The organism is Lichenicola sp. GTC18331, assembly GCF_055386855.1.
Genome location: NZ_AP045015.1, coordinates 884,433 through 901,124 on the forward strand (window position 1 = coordinate 884,433; position 16,692 = coordinate 901,124).

Genomic DNA, 16,692 nt, shown 5'->3' on the forward strand with positions numbered 1-16,692 from the left:
TCCCGGGGCCCTGGCCGGCATAATGCCGATCGAGGCCGCACCGATCCCCTCGCGGCCGGACCGGGGAGTTCCGCATGGACGCACCGCGCTACACCCGAATCGCGATGGCGCTGCACTGGCTGGTCGCCCTGCTGGTGATCGCCAATCTCAGCTACACCTGGTTCATCGACTCCCTGCCGGAAACGGCGATCCGTCCGGCCATCGACCTGCACAAATCCTTCGGCATCACCGTGCTGGGACTGGCACTGCTGCGCATTCTCTGGCGCCTCTCGCACCGCCCGCCGCCGCTGCCCGCTTCCATGCCGGCGCTCGAACGAGGGGGCGCGCATCTGGTGCATGCGCTGCTCTATGCCCTGATCCTGGCGCTGCCGATCACCGGGTGGGTGCACGATTCCGCCTTCAGGCTGGCGGCGCAGCACCCGCTCACCCTGTTCTGGTGCATCCCCTGGTTCCGGATCGGCGCCATCGCCGATCTGCCCCCGGCGCAGAAGGAAGCGGTGCATGCCTTCTGGTTCGGGGTGCATGTGTGGCTGAGCTACGTGCTGATCGCGCTCGTGGCATTGCATCTGGCCGGCGTGCTGAAACACCAGTTCCTGGATCGCGAGGGCGTGCTGCGCCGCATGCTGCCCGCGCGCAGACTGCGCTGATCGCAGCGAACGCTTGCCGCCCCGCACCCGGCGCGCCTACACATCGCGTGTCGATGGTCCTCCCGGAAGGGAGGTGAAAAGGGAAGACGGTGCGGCCCGGGGGAACCCCGTCGGCCTACTCCGTCGCTGCCCCCGCAACTGTAGGCGGTGAGCGGTTCGCGATTGGCCACTGGCGCTCCGGCGTCGGGAAGGCGGTCGAGCCGCGTGGACCTGTCCGGGTCCGGAACCGCGAGCCAGGAGACCTGCCGCGACGCCATCCGTGCCAGACCGGCGGGGTGCCCGGTTCGGCTTCGATCGCGGTGCGACCCACCGTGCGCGACCTCGTGCGCCGTCAGGCCGCCGGGGCGGACATCCAGCCCCCGTGTCTTGCTGCGCCGGATGGTCCGTCGCAGGGACGCCTGGGAGTGGTCTGTGTTGAGCGAAGAATCCCCGATCCCCGTGCTGCATGTCTGCACCACCTGTCGCGCCGGCACGGACGTCTCTCCGCGCCCCGGTCGGGTTCTGCATGATCGTCTCCAGGCGCTCGGTTCGCCGGACATGCAGGTGATCGGCGTGGAATGCCTGGCCGTCTGCAACGACGGATGCAGCGCCGCCATCTCCATGCAAGGCAAATGGACCTACCTGATCGGCCGCCTGAACCCGGACAAGGCAGAGGACATCGCCCGTTTCGCCGGCGCCTATCGCGCCTCCAAGACCGGCACCGTCATGCCGTCCAGACGCCCCGCGAGTCTTGCCGACATGGTGCTCGGTCGCGTTCCCGCCACGCCCGTTCCGGAGTCCGCCCGATGAGCGCCCCCACCAAGGTTCCCGCCACGGTCATCACCGGCTTTCTCGGCGCCGGAAAGACCACGCTATTGCGCCATGTGCTGGGCAACAGCGGCGGCAAGCGCATCGCGGTGATCGTCAACGAGTTCGGCGCGCTCGGCATCGACGGCGACACGCTGCGGTCCTGCGGCATTCCGGAGTGCCGCGACGAGGACATCGTCGAGCTGGCCAATGGTTGTTTGTGCTGCACCGTGGCCGACGATTTCCTGCCGACCATGGAAGCGCTGCTCGACCGCACCGATCCGCCCGAGCACATCGTCATCGAGACCTCCGGTCTCGCCCTGCCGAAACCGCTGCTGAAGGCGTTCAACTGGCCGTCGATCCGCACGCGCGTGACCGTGGACGGGGTGGTGGCGGTGGTGGACGCACCGGCTGTCGCCGCCGGACGCTTCGCCGACGACCCGGAGGCGGTGGAAGCCCAGCGCGCGGCGGACGAGGCGCTCGATCACGACAACCCGCTCGCCGAAGTGTTCGAGGACCAGCTCTGCGCCGCCGATCTGGTGGTGCTGAACAAATGCGACCTGCTGGAAGAAACCGAGCTGGCGTCGGTAGAGCAGGCGGTGTCGGCGCACCTGCCGCGCGCGGTGAAAATGCTGCGCGCCAACGAGGGGAAACTCGACCCGGCGGTGCTGCTGGGTCTCGATGCGGCCGCCGAGGCCGATCTCGCCAGCCGCCCCTCGCATCACGACTCCGTCGACGGCGAGCACGAGCACGACGATTTCGACAGCTTCGTGGTCGCCATCGGCGAGCAGCCGGACGCTGACGCGCTGGTCGAACGCCTGCGCGCCGTCGCCGCCGAGCACGACGTTCTGCGCATGAAGGGCTTCGCCGCCCTGTCCGGCCGGCCGATGCGCCTCGCCATTCAGGGTGTGGGCGACCGCTTCCGGCACCAGTTCGACCGCGCCTGGGGCGCCGGAGAAGCGCGGGAGGGCGGCATCGTCGTGATCGGCCGCACCGGTCTCGACCGCGACGGCATCGCTCGCGCAATTCGCGGCGGATAAGGGAAAGCCGCGCCGTGCATCTGCTGGTCCGCGACGCGAGGACGCTCGACGAACAGGCAGAAGCCGTCGATCACGGCCACGACCCGGCCGATCTCGTCGTGCTCAGCTTCTCGGACAGCGATCTGGCGGCCCTGGCGGCAGCGGAAACCGGCTTACGCGCGGACGGGTTCGCACCGTCTCTGCGCCTGCAATCGCTCGGCACGTTGCGCCACCCGATGTCGGTGGATCTCTATGCCGAGAACACCATCGCCGGGTCCGGCTGCGTGTTCGTGCGTCTGCTCGGCGGTCTGGACCATTGGCGCTACGGCGCGGAAGAACTGGCCGCGTGCTGTCGTCGCCACCGCATTCCCCTGGCGATGGTGCCCGGCGACGCGCAGCCCGATCCGCGACTCGCCGCGCTGAGCACGGTGCCGGAGGCGATGATCCGCCGCCTCGATGGGTTCCTGCGCGAAGGCGGCCCGCGCAATCATCGCGCGGCGCTCGCCTTGCTGGCGCATCTGGCCGGACAGGGCGCGGATGACGGCGCGGAACCGGAGCCCGTGCCGACGGCGGGGGTGCATCGCGCGGCGTCCGGGCGACGCACGCGGCCTCTCGTGACGATGCTGTTCTATCGCGCCCATCTGGTGGCCGACGACATTGCCCCATTCGAGGCACTGGCCGACGCCCTCGACCGGCGTGGGCTCGATGCCGAATCGCTCTTCGTCGCCTCCTTGAAGGAGTCGGCAGCGTCCGGCTTCGTGCGCGACCGTCTGCGCGCGACGCGACCCGCCGTGGTGCTGAACGCGACCTTCTTCGCCGCGCGTGGGGAGCACGGCTCGCCGCTCGACGCGGCCGACGCGCCGGTGATCCAGCTTCTGCAACCGGCGTCGGAAGAAGCGGCCTGGGAGGCGAGCCGTCGCGGCCTGTCGCAGACCGATCTGGCGATGCAGCTGGTTCTGCCCGAACTGGATGGCCGTCTGGCCGGCACCGCAATCTCGTTCAAGCAGCACCGCACCGACGCCACACCCGGCGGGTTCGCCGCCCGCTTCAACGCCGCGCATCCGGACGGCATCGCTCTCGTGGCCGATCGCGCCGCCGCCTGGGCCACACTCGCCGCCACGCCTCGCGCCGAACGACGCATCGCCCTGATCCTATCGGATTACCCGGCCCTGGGCGGACAGACCGGTCACGCAGTCGGGCTCGACGTGTTCGCCAGCCTGCACGCCATTCTCGAAACGCTGCGCGCGCAAGGCTACGACACTGGCGAGATTCCCGATCAGTCCAGGCTGGTGCAGGCGCTTTGCCATGACGTCCCGGCGCCGATCCTCGATGCCGGCGGGCTTCACGAGGCGCTCGACGCCCTGCCCCCGCCGTTTCGCGACCGGGTCAGCGTCTGCTGGGACACGCCGCCAGGCGGGATCGCCCTGCGCCATCTCCGTCTCGGCCGCATCGTGATCGCATTGCAGCCGGATCGCGGCGACGGGCGCGACCGCAAACTCGGCTATCACGATCCCGACCTGCCGCCGCACCCTTTCTATGTCGGCTTCCATCACTGGCTGCGCCGGACCCTCGACATCCATGCCGTCGTGCATCTCGGCGCGCATGGCACGCTGGAATGGCTGCCCGGCAAGGCCGCCGCGCCCTCCACCGCCTGCGCGCCGAGCGCGCTTCTGGGCGGGCTGCCGGTAATCTACCCGTTCATCTGCAACAATCCGGGCGAGGCCGCGGCCGCCAAACGTCGTCTGGGCGCGGTGACGATCGGCCATCTCACCCCGCCGATCGGCGGTGCCGCTCTCGGCGGCGAGGCGCTGGAGCTGGAACGGCTGATCGACGAGTTCGCCGCCGCGGACGGGCTCGATGCGCGTCGCGGCGCGCTTCTGCGCCGGGACATTCTCGACCGTGCCGCGTCCTGCGGGCTGCTGGCGGAAAGCGGCGTCGATCCCGGCGAGGACGAGGCAGACGCCCTGGCCCGGCTCGACGCCTATCTGTGCGACGTGAAGGAGTTGCAGATCCGCGACGGGCTGCACGTGTTCGGCCGTCCACCGCCGCGACGCGACGCCTTGCTGGCCGCGATCGAACGCGCCGCCCCCGGCGACGGTGCAGCGGAAGCGCTGGATGCGAGCCCGGCGGCGGAAATGCAGGCGCTGCTGGCGGCGCTCGACGGACGCTTCGTCCAGCCTGGCCCCGCCGGAGCGCCCACGCGCGGACGCGCGGACGTTCTGCCGACCGGACGCAATCTGTTCGGCGTCGATCCGCGCGCCATTCCCACGCGCAGCGCCTTCGTCCTGGCCGAGAAGGCCGCCCGCGCCCTGCTGGAACGGCATCTGCAGGACCAGGGCGACTGGCTGCGCAGCGCGATGATCGACCTCTGGGGCTCCACCAGCCTGCGCACGGGCGGCGAGGATCTGGCCCTGGCGCTGATCCTGATGGGGGTGAAGCCGGTCTGGGATGCGGGTTCCAATCGCGTCGGCGGGCTGGAGATCGTGCCGCTGCCGGTTCTGGACCGGCCGCGCGTTGATGTGACTCTGCGGATTTCCGGCCTGTTCCGCGATGCCTTTCCGGCGCAGATCGCCTTGTTCGATCAGGCGGTGCAGGCCGTCGCCGCACGCGAGGAGCCGGCCGACTGGAACGCGCTGGCCGCGGCCGCGCGCGGTCTCGATGGCGCGGCACGCGCGGCGGCCACGGCCCGGATCTTCGGCGCGGCGCCGGGCAGCTACGGCACCGGGCTGGAACGGCGTCTGGCCGCCGGCGACTGGGACGAGCAGGGCGAACTCGGCGCGCTTTATCTCGAGAGCGGCGGCTTCGCTTATGGCGGCGCGCGCGAAGGCGAGGCTGATCCGGAGGCTTTCCGCGCCCGCGTGGCTGAGTCGCAGGCTCTGTTGCATATCGCCGACATGGCCGAGGCCGACCTGCTGGACGGGCTCGACGTCGCCGCCCATGCCGGCGGTTTCGCCGCCGCCGCCGCCGCGCTCGGTGCCGCGCCCGCGCTCTACCACGCCGACACCGCGCGTCCGGAAACGCCGCGCCTGCGCAGCACCGCCGAGGAACTCGCCCGCGTGGTGCGGGGACGCGCCGCCAATCCGGACTGGATCGCCGGCATGAAGCGGCACGGCTATCGCGGCGCCGCCGAGATCGCCCGCACGCTGGATGCTCTGCACGGTTTCGCCGCCCTGCTGCCCGAACGGTTCGATCGGCAATTCGAGCTTCTGTTCGGCGCCACTCTGGGCAATGCCGATACCGACCGTTTCCTGCGCGAGGCCAACCCGGACGCCCACGCCGCCATGCGCGCGCGCTTCGCCGAAGCCGTGCGGCGCCGCCTGTGGCAGCCACGACGCAACGATTGGGGAGATGCGGCATGAGCGCCGTGCGCGGCTGGTGCCCCGACCTGTTCTCGCCGATGCGAACCGGCGACGGACTGCTTGTGCGCATCAAGCCCCGTTTCGGCCGGATCGATGCCGCCGCCTGCACAGCCCTGGCCATGCTCGCGCGGCGCCACGGCAACGGTGCCGTCGAGATTACCAACCGCGCCAATCTCCAGTTCCGCGGTTTCACGGAAACTTCCGCCGCCGCCTTCGCCGAGGCCGCACTCGAACACGGGCTGGCGCATGAAGACCCGGTGCTGGAACGCCGGCGCAACATCCTGGTCTCGCCGCTGGCCGGCGACGATCCGCTTTGCGCCGCCGACACGCGCGATCTGGCGCTGATCCTGGAAGCCGCTCTGCGCGAACCGGCCTTCGCGCATCTGCCGGGCAAGTTCGGTTTCCTGGTCGATGGCGGCGGCGTGCTGCCGCTCCGGACCGTCCACGCCGACATCGCGCTGCGGGCAGTGCCGGACGGCTGGCGCGTCGAGGCGGGCGACGTAGGCCTGATCTGCGGCGGCGCGGAAGCGGCCGGGATCGCGCTGCAACTGGCCCTGCTGATGCCGCCGGGCGAGCGCGTGTCCAACGGGGCCGCCTTGTTCGCCCTCACCGGGTACGCGGCGGAAGCGATCGACGCGCGCCCTGCTCTTCCGCCTGTCGCGGTGGGGCCGGTCGGTCCCGGCCTGTTCGGGATCGGGGCGCCACCCGGCCAGTTCGACGCGGCGACATTGCGCATGCTGGCCGAGCTTTCCGCACGGTTCGGCGACGGCGTACTGCGCCTGTCTCCGTTCCGCTCGATTCTGGCCGGCGGCCTCGGGCCCGTTGGGCTCCAGGCGATTCCGAGCCTGTTCTCCGCCCTGCCGATCGACCCCGCCGACCCGCGCCTGCGCACCGCCGCCTGCATCGGCCGTCCGTCCTGCAGCCAGGCCAGCGTCGCCGCCCCCGCAGATGCCGCGCGTCTGGCGCCGCTTCTGCCGGCGGACGGGTTCCTTCATGTTTCCGGCTGCGACAAAGGCTGCGCCCATCCCGGCCCGGCGCCCCTGGTGCTGGTCGGGGGCGACGGCGCGTACGATCTGGTGCGGAATGGCCGCGCGAAGGACCGGCCCGTGCTATGCGGCATCGCGCCGGACGATCTCGCCGGCACGATCCAGCGTTTCATCGAGTGCCCGCCCCCGTGACCGACCTGCCCGTCCCGCCCCCTCCCGGCCGCTACGACTATCTGCGCGACGGGGCCGAGATCTATCGCCGCTCCTTCGCCACCATACGCGAAGAAGCTGAACTGTCCGGTTTCGCCGAAGCGGAGCGGCGCATCGCGGTGCGGATCATCCATGCCTGCGGCATGGTGGAGATCGCCGGCCGCATCCGCTTCGGGCACGGTTTCGCCCAGGCCGCGCGTGACGCGCTGCGCGAAGGCGCGCCGATCCTGTGCGATTCCGAGATGGTCGCGCACGGCATCACGCGCGCCCGTCTGCCGGCAAACAATGCGGTGATCTGCACCCTGCGCGATCCGAGAACGCCCGATCTGGCCGCGCGGATCGGCAATACGCGCTCGGCGGCCGCACTGCATCTCTGGGGCGACCGGCTCGACGGCGCCGTGGTGGCGATCGGCAACGCGCCGACCGCTCTGTTCCACCTGCTGAACCTGCTCGATGCCGACGCACCGAGACCGGCGGCGGTGATCGGCATTCCGGTCGGTTTCGTCGGCGCGATCGAATCCAAGGATGCGCTGGCGGAATACGGCGATCTGCCGTTCTGCACCGTGCTGGGACGGCAGGGCGGCAGCGCCATGGCGGCGGCGGCGGTGAACGCGGTCGCGAGCGACGCCGAATGAGCACGCCCGGTACGCTGCTGGTGATCGGGCTCGGTCCCGGCGACCCGGAACTGATGACGCTGAAGGCGGCGCGGCTGATCGCCGAGGCCAGGGTGGTGGCGTTCTTCGCCAGGCGCGACCGCGTCGGCCACGCGCGCAGCATCGCCGGCGACAGCCTGCGCGCGGATGCCACGCTTCTGCGCTTCGAATACCCGTTCACCACAGAGATGCCCCTGTCCGATCCGCGCTACGCGGAACAGATGACCGATTTCTACGAGACAAGCGCAGCTGAAATCGCGATCCATCTCGATCGCGGCGAGGACGTGTCGTTGCTCTGCGAAGGCGATCCGTTCTTCTACGGCTCGGCCATGTATCTGTTCGATCGTCTGCGCGCGCGCTATCCGCATCGCACCGTGCCCGGCGTCACCGGAATGAGCGGATGCTGGACCGCCGCCGACCTGCCCATCACCCATGGCGACGACGTTCTGTCGATTCTTCCCGGGACGCTCGGCGAAGATGCGCTGGTGGAGCATCTGCTTCGCTGCGACGCCGCGGTGATCATGAAGGTCGGCCGCAACCTGCCCAAGATACGCCGCGCGCTCGAACGCGCGTCGCTGCTGGACCGGGCCGTCTACGCCGAACGCGGCACACAGGAGAAACAGCGCCTGCTGCCCCTGCGCGAGACGGACGGGCACGATGCGCCCTATTTCTCCATGGTTCTCGTGCCGGGACGGCAAAGCGCAAGATGAGCGGCCGCATCTTCGTGATCGGACTCGGTCCGGGCAACGAGGCCATGCGTACAGCGCAGGCGACCGAGGCCCTGGCGATGGCGACCGATCTGGTCGGCTACGCGCCCTATGTCGCGCGCGTCCGCACCGGCCCCGAGGTGGTGCGGCACGAATCCGACAACCGGGTCGAACTCGATCGTGCCCGACTGGCGCTGCAACTTGCCGAAGCCGGACGGATCGTGGCGGTGGTCTCGGCCGGCGATCCGGGCGTGTTCGCCATGGCCAGTGCCATGTTCGAGGCGATCGAGGGCGGCGATCCGGCCTGGCGCACGCTGGATGTTTCGGTGCTGCCCGGCGTGTCGGCGATGATGGCCGTCGCCGCACGGGTCGGTGCGCCGCTGGGTGGCGATTTCTGTGCCCTTTCGCTGTCGGACAATCTGAAACCCTGGACGCTGGTCCTGCAACGTCTGGAAGCCGCCGCGTCGGCCGGATTCGTGGTCGCGCTCTACAACCCGATCTCGCGTGCCCGCCCCTGGCAGCTTGGCGTCGCCTTCGATCGCCTGCGCGCGCTCCTGCCGCCGGAACGCCCCGTCCTGTTCGCCACCGCCGTGTCCCGCGCCGACGAGACCATCCGGCTCTGCACCCTGGCCGATGCACGGCCGGACTTCGCAGACATGCGCACGCTCGTTCTCATCGGCGGCCCGGGTACGCGCGCGATCGCGCGGCCGGATGGCGGGTTCTGGCTCTACACCGCCCGCAGCGCTTCGGCCGAATGATGCAGCGCGTCCAGCCATTCGCGCGCGTCTTTCCAGCCCGGAACCGGACGCGATTCCGCCGGCGCCGGACGCTTCACCAGGATCACCGGAAACCGTTCCTGCTCGGCCACGTCGAGCTTCGCCGCGACGGACGAGCCGCCGCTGTTCTTGCACACCAGCACCTGGATGCGATGGCGCAGCATCAGCGCCCGCTCCTCCTCGATGGCGAACGGGCCGCGCGCGGTGACCACCCGGCAACGCGGTGGCAGCAACTCTGCCGGCGGCGCTTCCACGCTGCGCACCAGATAGAAATGCTGCTTCTGCCGCGCGAAGGGTTCCAGATCGCGCCGTCCTACGGTCAGGAACACGCGCAAGGGACGCCGTCCCAGATACGCTGCCGCCGCCTCCATGTCGGCAACCTCCGTCCAGCGATCATGGCCTGCCAGGGACCAGGCCGGACGCGCGATCCGCACCAGCTCCACCGATGCCTGCAGGCAGGCGCGCGCCGCGTTGGCGCTGATCCGGCCGGCGAAGGGATGCGTCGCGTCCACCACGGCGCGGATGCGGTTCTCGCGCAGAAACGCCGCCAGCCCGTCCGCGCCGCCGAACCCGCCGCTGCGCACCGGCACCGGTTGCTCGATCGGGTGTTCCGTCGCGCCGGCCAGGGACAGAAGCGGCGCGAACCGTGCATCGTCGCGGAGCGAAGCGGCCAGAGCGCGGGCTTCTCCCGTGCCGCCCAGGATCAGGATGGGGATCGGGGTCGGCATTCTCGTCTCCGGGGGTCGGCATGACCGCGTGGCTGTCCATCCTCGGCATCGGCGAGGACGGTGTCGAGGGCCTGCGTGAACAGGCGCGTTCGCTGTTGCGCGAAGCCCGTCTCGTGGTGGGCGGAAAACGGCATCTGGCGCTGGCCGCCCCGCTGGTTCGTGGCGACACCCTCTCCTGGCCGAGCCCGATGGAGGGCGCTCTGCCGTCCATCCTGGCACGTCGCGGCGAACCGGTGGTCGTGCTCGCCTCCGGCGATCCGTTCTGCTTCGGCGTCGGCACGATGCTGATGCGCCATGTCCCGGCCGCCGAGATACTCTGCCTGCCGGCCCCTTCCGCTTTCTCGCTGGCCTGCGCCCGTCTCGGCTGGTCGTTGCAGCATGCGGCACAGCTCTCGATCTGCGGCCGTCCGATCGAAACGCTGCTGCCCGCTCTTCAACCGGGGACGCGCCTTTTGGTGCTGTGCGCCGACGCGTCCTCGCCCGAAGCGGTGGTGCAATTGCTGCGAACGCGGGGCTTCGGCAGCTCGCGCGTGGTTCTGCTGGAAGCGATCGGCGGGCCGAACGAGCGCATCAGCGAACTGTCCGGTGCGCTAGACCGACCGGTCGCGGCGCTGAACATGCTGGCGATCGACGTCGTCGCCGGGCCGGATGCGCGGCCGATCCCGCTTGCAGCCGGCCTTCCCGACCAGTTCTTCGAGCATGACGGGCAGATCACCAAGCAGGAGATCCGCGCCGCTACCCTCTCCGCGCTGCAACCGCTCCAGGGTGGGCTGCTCTGGGATATCGGCGCGGGGTCCGGCTCGATCGGCATCGAATGGATGCTGTGTCATCCCGCCAACCGTGCCGTGGCGCTGGAGCCGCGCTTGGATCGCGCCGCATGCGCCGCACGCAACGCCGCCAGCCTCGGCGTTCCCGGCCTCGTGGTGCTGCAACAGGCCGCACCGGAGGGGCTGGACGGGCTGGACACGCCGGATGCCGTGTTCATCGGCGGCGGCGCCACGGTTCCCGGCGTGCTGGACCGGTGCTGGGCGGCGTTGCGTCCGGGCGGCCGGTTGGTCGTGAATGCAGTGACGATCGAAACAGAAGCCGCTCTGTTCGCCGCCCATGCCCGCTGGGGCGGCGCGCTCACGCGCCTCTCCGTCGAGCGCCTGGACCGGATCGGCACGCTGCACGGCTTCCGCCCCGCCATGACCGTCACCCAATACGCGGTGCAGCACCCATGATCGCTGCCGGACTCGGTCTCCGTCCTTCTTGCGATGCGGACGAACTCGTCAGCATCGTCGCCGACGCCGCCGAACGAAGCGGCCTTCGCCCGACCCTCCTGGCGGCACCCTGGTTTCGCGACGGCCCGACCATGCGTGCGGCGGCGGAACGGCTCGGTCTGCCTCTGGCTATCATCGACGAATACGCCCTGCTGTCCGCGCAGCCGTCTTGTTCGACCCGATCCGAGGCCGCGCAGCGCGCTGTCGGCATCGCCTCCGTCGCCGAGGGCTGCGCCCTGGCTGCCGCTGGCCCCGGCGCCGCCCTGCTGCTGCACCGGATCGCGACCCCGAACGCGACGTGCGCCATCGCCGGTCCGCGCCTGTTCTCCCACCCGGACACGCCTTGCTCATGACGGTGCATTTCATCGGCGCCGGCCCTGGCGACCCCGACCTGCTCACCCTGCGCGGACGCGACCTGCTGGCACGCTGCCCGGTCTGCCTCCATGCCGGCTCGATCGTCCCGTGCGAGATGCTGCGCCATTGCCCGCCCGACGCACGGCTCGTCGACACCTCCGCCCTGTCGCTCGACGACATCGAGGCCGAGTTCATCCGCGCCCACCTAGCCGGACAGGATGTGGCACGACTCCATTCCGGCGATCTCTCGATCTACAGCGCCGTCGCCGAACAGCTCCGGCGCCTCGACGCACACGGCATCCCCTACACCCTCACCCCCGGCGTGCCCGCTTTCGCCGCCGCCGCTGCCACGCTCGGCCGCGAACTCACCGTGCCTGGCCTGGCGCAGAGCCTGGTGCTTACGCGGGTCAGCGGTCGCGCCTCCGCCATGCCGCCTGCGGAAACGCTCGACGCCTTCGGCAGGACCGGCGCCACGCTGGCGATCCATCTGGCAATCCACGCTCTGCCCGCCATCGTCGACGCGCTGCTGCCGATCGGCGGCGCGGATTGCCCGGTGGTGGTCGCGGCGCGCGTGTCCTGGCCGGACCAGCGCGTGGTGCGCGGCACGCTCGGCACGATCCTGGCGCTGATGGAGGACGAGTCGATCGAACGCACCGCCCTGGTGCTGGTTGGCCGCGCTCTGGCGCCGGACCGGTTCCGCGACAGCGCGCTCTACGACCCGGATTACCGCAGGCGGTTTAGGCCGTGATCCGGCACCATCCCCGGGCCGAACGCCCCGTGCGACACGCCGTCGCGGTCGAACAGAACCACGTCCAACGCGATCGGCGCGCCGCTCAACACCTCGGCGGCGACGCTCCAGGCGCGCTCCGCCACCAGATCGCCCAGAGCGAGGCCGTCCGCCCGGGCCAGAGCGAAGGCCTGCGCCCCCGTATTGGCCTCCGCGATCGCGCGCTTGAGAGCCGGTGCCGCGCCCGCCTGTCCCGCCAGCGCCGCCAACCCGTCGAGATCGAGCTGGCCGCGCTTGGAATGCAGATCGAGCCTGCCCTGCGACAGCTTGGCCAGCTTGGCCAGACCGCCCGCCACCGTCACACGCGGCACCGGATGGTCGCGCAGATATTTCAGCATGCCGCCGGCGAAATCGCCCATCTCGATCAGCGCCACCTCCGGCAGCCCGTGCAGCGCCTGGATCGCGCGTTCGGACGCGTTGCCGGTGGCGCCGGCCACATGCGCGATCCCCATCGCCCGCGCCACGTCGATCCCGCGCCTGATGGTGTCGATCCAGGCGGCGCAGGAGAACGGCACCACGATTCCGGTGGTGCCCAGAATCGACAAGCCGCCGACGATGCCGAGCCGTCCGTTCAGCGTGCGCTGCGCCAGGATCTCCCCGTTCGGCACGGACACGGTGATCTCCGCATCCACCGCCGCCCCTTGCAAAACCTCGGCCAGGGCTTCCGCGATCATGCGTCTCGGCACCGGATTGATCGCGGGCTCGCCCGGCGGCAGCGGCAGGCCGGGGCGCGTGACCGTGCCCACCCCCTCGCCGGCCCGGAACACCAGCCCGCTCCCCGGCAGGAGGCGCCGCACGGACGCGCGGATCAGCGCGCCATGCGTCACGTCCGGGTCGTCACCCGCATCCTTGACCACCCCGGCGGACGCCCTGTCGCCGCGCAACGCGGTCTCGGCCAGGACGAACGCCACGCGGCCGCCGCCGGGCAGCGCGATCTCCACCGGATCGGGAAACCCGCCGCCGCACAACGCCGTCCAGGCCGCCTTGGCGGCGGCGGCGGCGCAGCTTCCGGTGGTCCAGCCGCGACGGAGCATGTGTTCCTGCATCGAACCCTCCCCCGTCCGGCTGCGGTGTCGTTCCTTGCACGACCTTGTAGAAGCAACGCCCCTGCTCGCACCATCGCGTGTGGATGGGGCTGCTGATGACCGCACCGAAAGCCCTGCTGATCGCTGCCCCGCGCTCCGGCGGCGGCAAGACCACGGCGACTCTGGCGATCCTCGCCGCCTCGCGCGCGCGGAACATCGCCGTGCGCGGCGCGAAATCCGGCCCCGATTATATCGACCCCGCCTTTCACGAGGCCGCCAGCGGGCAACCCAGCCTGACGCTCGATAGCTGGGCGATGCCGCCCGCTCTGCTGCGGGCGATGATGCGGCGCGCCTCGAACGACGCCGAGCTGCTGCTGGTGGAGTCGGCGATGGGCCTGTTCGACGGCGGCGGCGATGCGCCAGGACGCACAGGCAGCGCCGCCGATCTCGCGGACATCTTCGGGCTGCCGGTGATCCTGGTGCTCGACGTCTCCGGCCAGTCGCAATCCGTCGCGGCGGTGGTGAAGGGGTTCGCCACGTTCCGACCCGGGGTGCGGATCGCCGGCGTGATCCTGAACCGGGTCGGCTCGCCGCGTCACCGCGACGGCTGCGTCCGCGCGCTGAAAACAATCGGCATCCCGGTTCTCGGCGCGATTGGACGCGATACCGGGCTTGCTCTGCCCGAACGCCATCTGGGGCTGGTCCAGGCGCGCGAAACAGAGGCGCTGCCCGCTCTGCTCGAGCGGCTGGCGGCGATGGCAGAACGCGATCTCGATCTCGCCGCGATCCTCGCCGCCGCGACGCCCCTGACCGCCGGCGACGATGGGTCCCGCATCTGCGTGCCGCCGCCGGGACAGCGCATCGCCATCGCCGACGATGCCGCCTTCTCGTTTCTGTATCCGCATCTGCGCGACGGCTGGCGCGACTCCGGGGCGGAGCTTCGCTTCTTCTCCCCCCTCGCGAACCAGGCGCCGCCGGACGATTGCGATTGCTGCTGGCTGCCCGGCGGCTATCCCGAACTGCACGCGCCGCGCCTCGCCGCCGCCGGGCACTTCCTCGACGGGCTCCGGCAATTCGCCGAAACCAGGCCGGTGCATGGCGAATGCGGCGGTCACATGGTTCTCGGCCGCACCCTGACCGACGCGGAGGGCGCCACGCACGCCATGGCCGGGTTGCTCGGCCACTCCACCTCCTTCGCGAAACGCCGCATGCATCTCGGCTACCGCGATGCCACGCTTCTGGGCGACACGGTGCTGGGGCCGGCCGGCACGGTCCTGCGCGGCCATGAATTCCACTACGCCACCACGACCGAGACCGGCGACGATCCGCCGCTCGCCCGGGTCCGCGACGCCAACGGCACCGATCTCGGCGTTGCCGGACAGCGTCGCGGCCGCGTGTCCGGCTCGTTCTTCCACGTCATTGCCCGGCAGGTCAGCGCATGATCCGTTTCCCCGATCTCGACGCCCTTCGCGCTGCCTGCGCCACGCTTCCCGACGGCAGCGTGGCGGCGGAACGCGCGGTACAGGCCCGTCAGGCGGTGCTGACCAAGCCGCCGGGCAGTCTCGGCATGCTGGAATCGCTCGCAGCCTGGATGGCGCGCTGGCAGAACCGGCCGATGCCCCGTCTCGACCGCGTCGCCGTGCTGGTGTTCGCCGGCAATCACGGCGTGGTCGGGCAGAACGTGTCGCCCTACCCCGCCGCCGTCACCGCGCAGATGGTCGCGAACTTCGCCACGGGCGGCGCCGCCATCAACCAGCTCGCCCGGATCGCCGGCGCGGAGCTGCAGGTTCTGCCGCTGAACGGGCTCGAACCGACCTGGGATCTCAGCAACGAGCCGGCGATGGACACCGCAAGCTTCCTGCGTGCGGTGGAAACCGGCGCGGCGGCGGTGCAGCCGGGAACCGATCTGCTTTGCCTGGGCGAGATGGGGATCGGCAACACCACGGCCGCCAGTGCGCTGTGCGCCGGTCTGTTCGGCGGCCCGGGCTCGGCCTGGGCCGGGCGCGGCACCGGGCTCGACCCGCGTGGCGTCGCCCGAAAGGCGCGGGTGATCAGCCGGGCGCTGCGCGTGCATGCGACTGCGCTCGACGACCCGTTGGAAGTCGCACGACGGCTCGGCGGTCTGGAACTGGCGGCGATTCTCGGCGCGGTCCTGCGCGCACGACAGCTCGGCGTGCCGGTGCTGCTGGACGGTTTCGTCTGCACCGCCGCCGCCGCCCCGCTGTTCAAGCTTAATCCCGCGGCGCTCGATCATGCCCGGATTGCCCATCGCTCGGCCGAGGCCGGACACAAGGCACTGGCGGAAAAACTGGGACAGGAGCCGATTCTCGACCTCGGCTTGCGTCTCGGCGAAGCCTCGGGTGCGGCCCTGGCGGTGCCGATCCTGCGCGCTGCCTGCGCCTGCCATGCCGGGATGGCTTCGTTCGCGGAGGCGGGGGTCACCGACCGGATATGAACAGGCCGGGTGCGTTTCTAGCGGGAATCGGCGCCGATCTGGCCGCGGGGTTCGGCCTGCTGACCCGTTTCCCGGTCGGCTGGCTGGTGCGGCCTGGCCAGCCCTACCGGCCCGGACGGGCGATCTGGTGCTATCCGCTGGCCGGAGCGTCGATCGGTGTCTGCGTCGGAGTCGGGCTGGCCGGTGCGCGTTCTCTCGGTTTCGGGCCGGGGGTGTCCGCTGCCTGGGCGCTCTGCGTCGCCCTGGTGCTGACCGGCGGTCTGCATGAGGACGGTCTGGCCGATCTCGCCGACGGATGCGGCGGCGGGCGCACGCCGGAAAAGCGTCTGCAGATCATGCGCGACAGCCGGATCGGCGCCTTCGGCGCCCTGGCGCTCGGCGCGTCCCTGCTGATCCGCTTCGCCGCGCTGTCCGAGTTGGCATCACGCCCCGCAGCCGGAATCGTCGCGATCCTTGCCGCCGCAGGCGCGCTGTCGCGTATGGCGATGCTGCCGGTGCTGCGATTGCCGCCGGTCCGCGCGGACGGTCTTGGCCGGTCGCTCGGCGCGCCGACGCGTCCGGTTCTGTTCGGCCTGGTTCTGACGGCCGCCCTGATCGCGCTCGCGGCGCTGCCGCTCCGGCTCGTGCCGGGCGCATTGGCCATCGCGGTATCGGTCGGGTGGTTCGTCGGCCGTTTCGCCGTCTCACGCCTGGGCGGACGCACGGGAGACGTGCTGGGCGCCTGCGTGATGGCGGCGGAATGCGTTCTGCTCAGTCTGGCGACGGTTCTGCCGCCGATGTGATCTCGCACGCGATCCCATCTCCGGGATGGCGTCGATGGGTTCGATCGGTCGAACGGCCAGGCCGCCGGCGGATCGTGTGGGCGTCACCGGGTTTCCGGATCGGCCTGGATATCGAACCGCGCGAGAGCGGCGGACATCCCGGTTCGGGCCGCACCG

General features: G+C 71.0%; 16 protein-coding genes and 1 riboswitch. Of the genes, 14 read left to right on the plus strand and 2 right to left on the minus strand.

The window, feature by feature from the left end:
• Nucleotides 1-74: 74 nt before the first annotated feature.
• From ACZ5BM_RS04095 to cobJ, 8 genes are all read left to right on the plus strand, one after another.
• A complete protein-coding gene (locus tag ACZ5BM_RS04095; protein ID WP_498910109.1) occupies nucleotides 75-647 on the plus strand; it encodes a cytochrome b in 573 nt (190 codons plus the stop codon).
• Between the two features lie 37 nt (nucleotides 648-684).
• A riboswitch (cobalamin riboswitch) is annotated at nucleotides 685-908 on the plus strand.
• 117 nt (nucleotides 909-1,025) lie between these two features.
• Nucleotides 1,026-1,436 carry a DUF1636 family protein gene (locus tag ACZ5BM_RS04100; RefSeq protein WP_498910110.1) on the plus strand — a complete coding sequence of 137 codons (411 nt, stop codon included), beginning with the start codon at nucleotides 1,026-1,028 and terminating at the stop codon, nucleotides 1,434-1,436.
• A complete protein-coding gene (gene cobW / locus ACZ5BM_RS04105; RefSeq protein WP_498910111.1) occupies nucleotides 1,433-2,473 on the plus strand; it encodes a CobW family protein in 1,041 nt (346 codons plus the stop codon). Before ACZ5BM_RS04100 ends, cobW begins: the two co-directional genes overlap by 4 nt.
• 14 nt (nucleotides 2,474-2,487) lie before the next feature.
• Nucleotides 2,488-5,811: a cobaltochelatase subunit CobN gene (gene cobN / locus ACZ5BM_RS04110; RefSeq protein ID WP_498910112.1), complete on the plus strand. Its 3,324-nt coding sequence runs from the start codon at nucleotides 2,488-2,490 to the stop codon at nucleotides 5,809-5,811.
• Complete coding sequence (locus ACZ5BM_RS04115; RefSeq protein ID WP_498910113.1) at nucleotides 5,808-6,989, plus strand: 4Fe-4S domain-containing protein; 1,182 nt, start codon at nucleotides 5,808-5,810, stop codon at nucleotides 6,987-6,989. The genes cobN and ACZ5BM_RS04115 overlap by 4 nt, the downstream gene beginning before the upstream one ends.
• Before the next feature lie 5 nt (nucleotides 6,990-6,994).
• A complete protein-coding gene (locus ACZ5BM_RS04120; RefSeq protein WP_498911478.1) occupies nucleotides 6,995-7,642 on the plus strand; it encodes a precorrin-8X methylmutase in 648 nt (215 codons plus the stop codon).
• Nucleotides 7,639-8,370: an SAM-dependent methyltransferase gene (locus tag ACZ5BM_RS04125; protein ID WP_498910114.1), complete on the plus strand. Its 732-nt coding sequence runs from the start codon at nucleotides 7,639-7,641 to the stop codon at nucleotides 8,368-8,370. The genes ACZ5BM_RS04120 and ACZ5BM_RS04125 overlap by 4 nt, the downstream gene beginning before the upstream one ends.
• Entirely contained in the window at nucleotides 8,367-9,125 is a 759-nt protein-coding gene (gene cobJ / locus ACZ5BM_RS04130; protein WP_498910115.1) for a precorrin-3B C(17)-methyltransferase, read from the plus strand. The genes ACZ5BM_RS04125 and cobJ overlap by 4 nt, the downstream gene beginning before the upstream one ends.
• Here cobJ and ACZ5BM_RS04135 read toward each other — a convergent pair.
• Complete coding sequence (locus tag ACZ5BM_RS04135; RefSeq protein ID WP_498910116.1) at nucleotides 9,095-9,871, minus strand: precorrin-6A/cobalt-precorrin-6A reductase; 777 nt, start codon at nucleotides 9,869-9,871, stop codon at nucleotides 9,095-9,097. The two genes, cobJ and ACZ5BM_RS04135, sit on opposite strands and share 31 nt — an antisense overlap.
• 20 nt (nucleotides 9,872-9,891) lie before the next feature.
• On the opposite strand from ACZ5BM_RS04135, the gene cbiE reads away from it, so the two are divergent.
• The 3 genes from cbiE to cobM are packed head-to-tail and all read left to right on the plus strand — an operon-like array spanning nucleotide 9,892 to nucleotide 12,235.
• Nucleotides 9,892-11,094, plus strand: a complete 1,203-nt coding sequence (gene cbiE, locus ACZ5BM_RS04140) for a bifunctional cobalt-precorrin-7 (C(5))-methyltransferase/cobalt-precorrin-6B (C(15))-methyltransferase (RefSeq protein WP_498910117.1) — start codon at nucleotides 9,892-9,894, stop codon at nucleotides 11,092-11,094.
• Entirely contained in the window at nucleotides 11,091-11,486 is a 396-nt protein-coding gene (locus tag ACZ5BM_RS04145; RefSeq protein WP_498910118.1) for a cobalamin biosynthesis protein, read from the plus strand. Before cbiE ends, ACZ5BM_RS04145 begins: the two co-directional genes overlap by 4 nt.
• Nucleotides 11,483-12,235 (plus strand): precorrin-4 C(11)-methyltransferase, encoded by a 753-nt coding sequence (gene cobM / locus ACZ5BM_RS04150; protein ID WP_498910119.1) that lies wholly within the window; start codon nucleotides 11,483-11,485, stop codon nucleotides 12,233-12,235. The genes ACZ5BM_RS04145 and cobM overlap by 4 nt, the downstream gene beginning before the upstream one ends.
• On the opposite strand, the gene ACZ5BM_RS04155 is transcribed toward cobM, so the two are convergent.
• Entirely contained in the window at nucleotides 12,211-13,320 is a 1,110-nt protein-coding gene (locus ACZ5BM_RS04155; RefSeq protein WP_498910120.1) for a cobalt-precorrin-5B (C(1))-methyltransferase, read from the minus strand. The two genes, cobM and ACZ5BM_RS04155, sit on opposite strands and share 25 nt — an antisense overlap.
• Nucleotides 13,321-13,415: 95 nt before the next feature.
• Here ACZ5BM_RS04155 and ACZ5BM_RS04160 point away from each other — a divergent pair, with 95 nt between their 5' ends.
• From ACZ5BM_RS04160 to cobS, 3 genes are read left to right on the plus strand one after another with little or no spacing between them, the layout of a single operon-like run.
• Nucleotides 13,416-14,741, plus strand: a complete 1,326-nt coding sequence (locus ACZ5BM_RS04160) for a cobyrinic acid a,c-diamide synthase CobB (RefSeq protein WP_498910121.1) — start codon at nucleotides 13,416-13,418, stop codon at nucleotides 14,739-14,741.
• A complete protein-coding gene (gene cobT, locus ACZ5BM_RS04165) occupies nucleotides 14,738-15,754 on the plus strand; it encodes a nicotinate-nucleotide--dimethylbenzimidazole phosphoribosyltransferase (protein WP_498910122.1) in 1,017 nt (338 codons plus the stop codon). The genes ACZ5BM_RS04160 and cobT overlap by 4 nt, the downstream gene beginning before the upstream one ends.
• Nucleotides 15,751-16,536 carry an adenosylcobinamide-GDP ribazoletransferase gene (cobS, locus tag ACZ5BM_RS04170; protein ID WP_498910123.1) on the plus strand — a complete coding sequence of 262 codons (786 nt, stop codon included), beginning with the start codon at nucleotides 15,751-15,753 and terminating at the stop codon, nucleotides 16,534-16,536. The genes cobT and cobS overlap by 4 nt, the downstream gene beginning before the upstream one ends.
• Nucleotides 16,537-16,692: the final 156 nt, after the last annotated feature.

Excerpts from the sequence above, each read along its gene's own strand:
- ACZ5BM_RS04160 (WP_498910121.1), top strand. The coding sequence starts at position 13,416 with ATGACCGCACCGAAAGCCCTGCTGATCGCTGCCCCGCGCTCCGGCGGC.
- ACZ5BM_RS04100 (WP_498910110.1), top strand. The coding sequence starts at position 1,026 with ATGGTCCGTCGCAGGGACGCCTGGGAGTGGTCTGTGTTGAGCGAAGAA.
- ACZ5BM_RS04135 (WP_498910116.1), bottom strand. The coding sequence starts at position 9,871 with ATGCCGACCCCGATCCCCATCCTGATCCTGGGCGGCACGGGAGAAGCC.
- cobS (WP_498910123.1), top strand. The coding sequence starts at position 15,751 with ATGAACAGGCCGGGTGCGTTTCTAGCGGGAATCGGCGCCGATCTGGCC.
- cobW (WP_498910111.1), top strand. The coding sequence starts at position 1,433 with ATGAGCGCCCCCACCAAGGTTCCCGCCACGGTCATCACCGGCTTTCTC.
- cobJ (WP_498910115.1), top strand. The coding sequence starts at position 8,367 with ATGAGCGGCCGCATCTTCGTGATCGGACTCGGTCCGGGCAACGAGGCC.
- ACZ5BM_RS04095 (WP_498910109.1), top strand. The coding sequence starts at position 75 with ATGGACGCACCGCGCTACACCCGAATCGCGATGGCGCTGCACTGGCTG.
- ACZ5BM_RS04125 (WP_498910114.1), top strand. The coding sequence starts at position 7,639 with ATGAGCACGCCCGGTACGCTGCTGGTGATCGGGCTCGGTCCCGGCGAC.
- cobM (WP_498910119.1), top strand. The coding sequence starts at position 11,483 with ATGACGGTGCATTTCATCGGCGCCGGCCCTGGCGACCCCGACCTGCTC.
- ACZ5BM_RS04155 (WP_498910120.1), bottom strand. The coding sequence starts at position 13,320 with ATGCAGGAACACATGCTCCGTCGCGGCTGGACCACCGGAAGCTGCGCC.
- cbiE (WP_498910117.1), top strand. The coding sequence starts at position 9,892 with ATGACCGCGTGGCTGTCCATCCTCGGCATCGGCGAGGACGGTGTCGAG.
- cobT (WP_498910122.1), top strand. The coding sequence starts at position 14,738 with ATGATCCGTTTCCCCGATCTCGACGCCCTTCGCGCTGCCTGCGCCACG.
- ACZ5BM_RS04115 (WP_498910113.1), top strand. The coding sequence starts at position 5,808 with ATGAGCGCCGTGCGCGGCTGGTGCCCCGACCTGTTCTCGCCGATGCGA.
- ACZ5BM_RS04145 (WP_498910118.1), top strand. The coding sequence starts at position 11,091 with ATGATCGCTGCCGGACTCGGTCTCCGTCCTTCTTGCGATGCGGACGAA.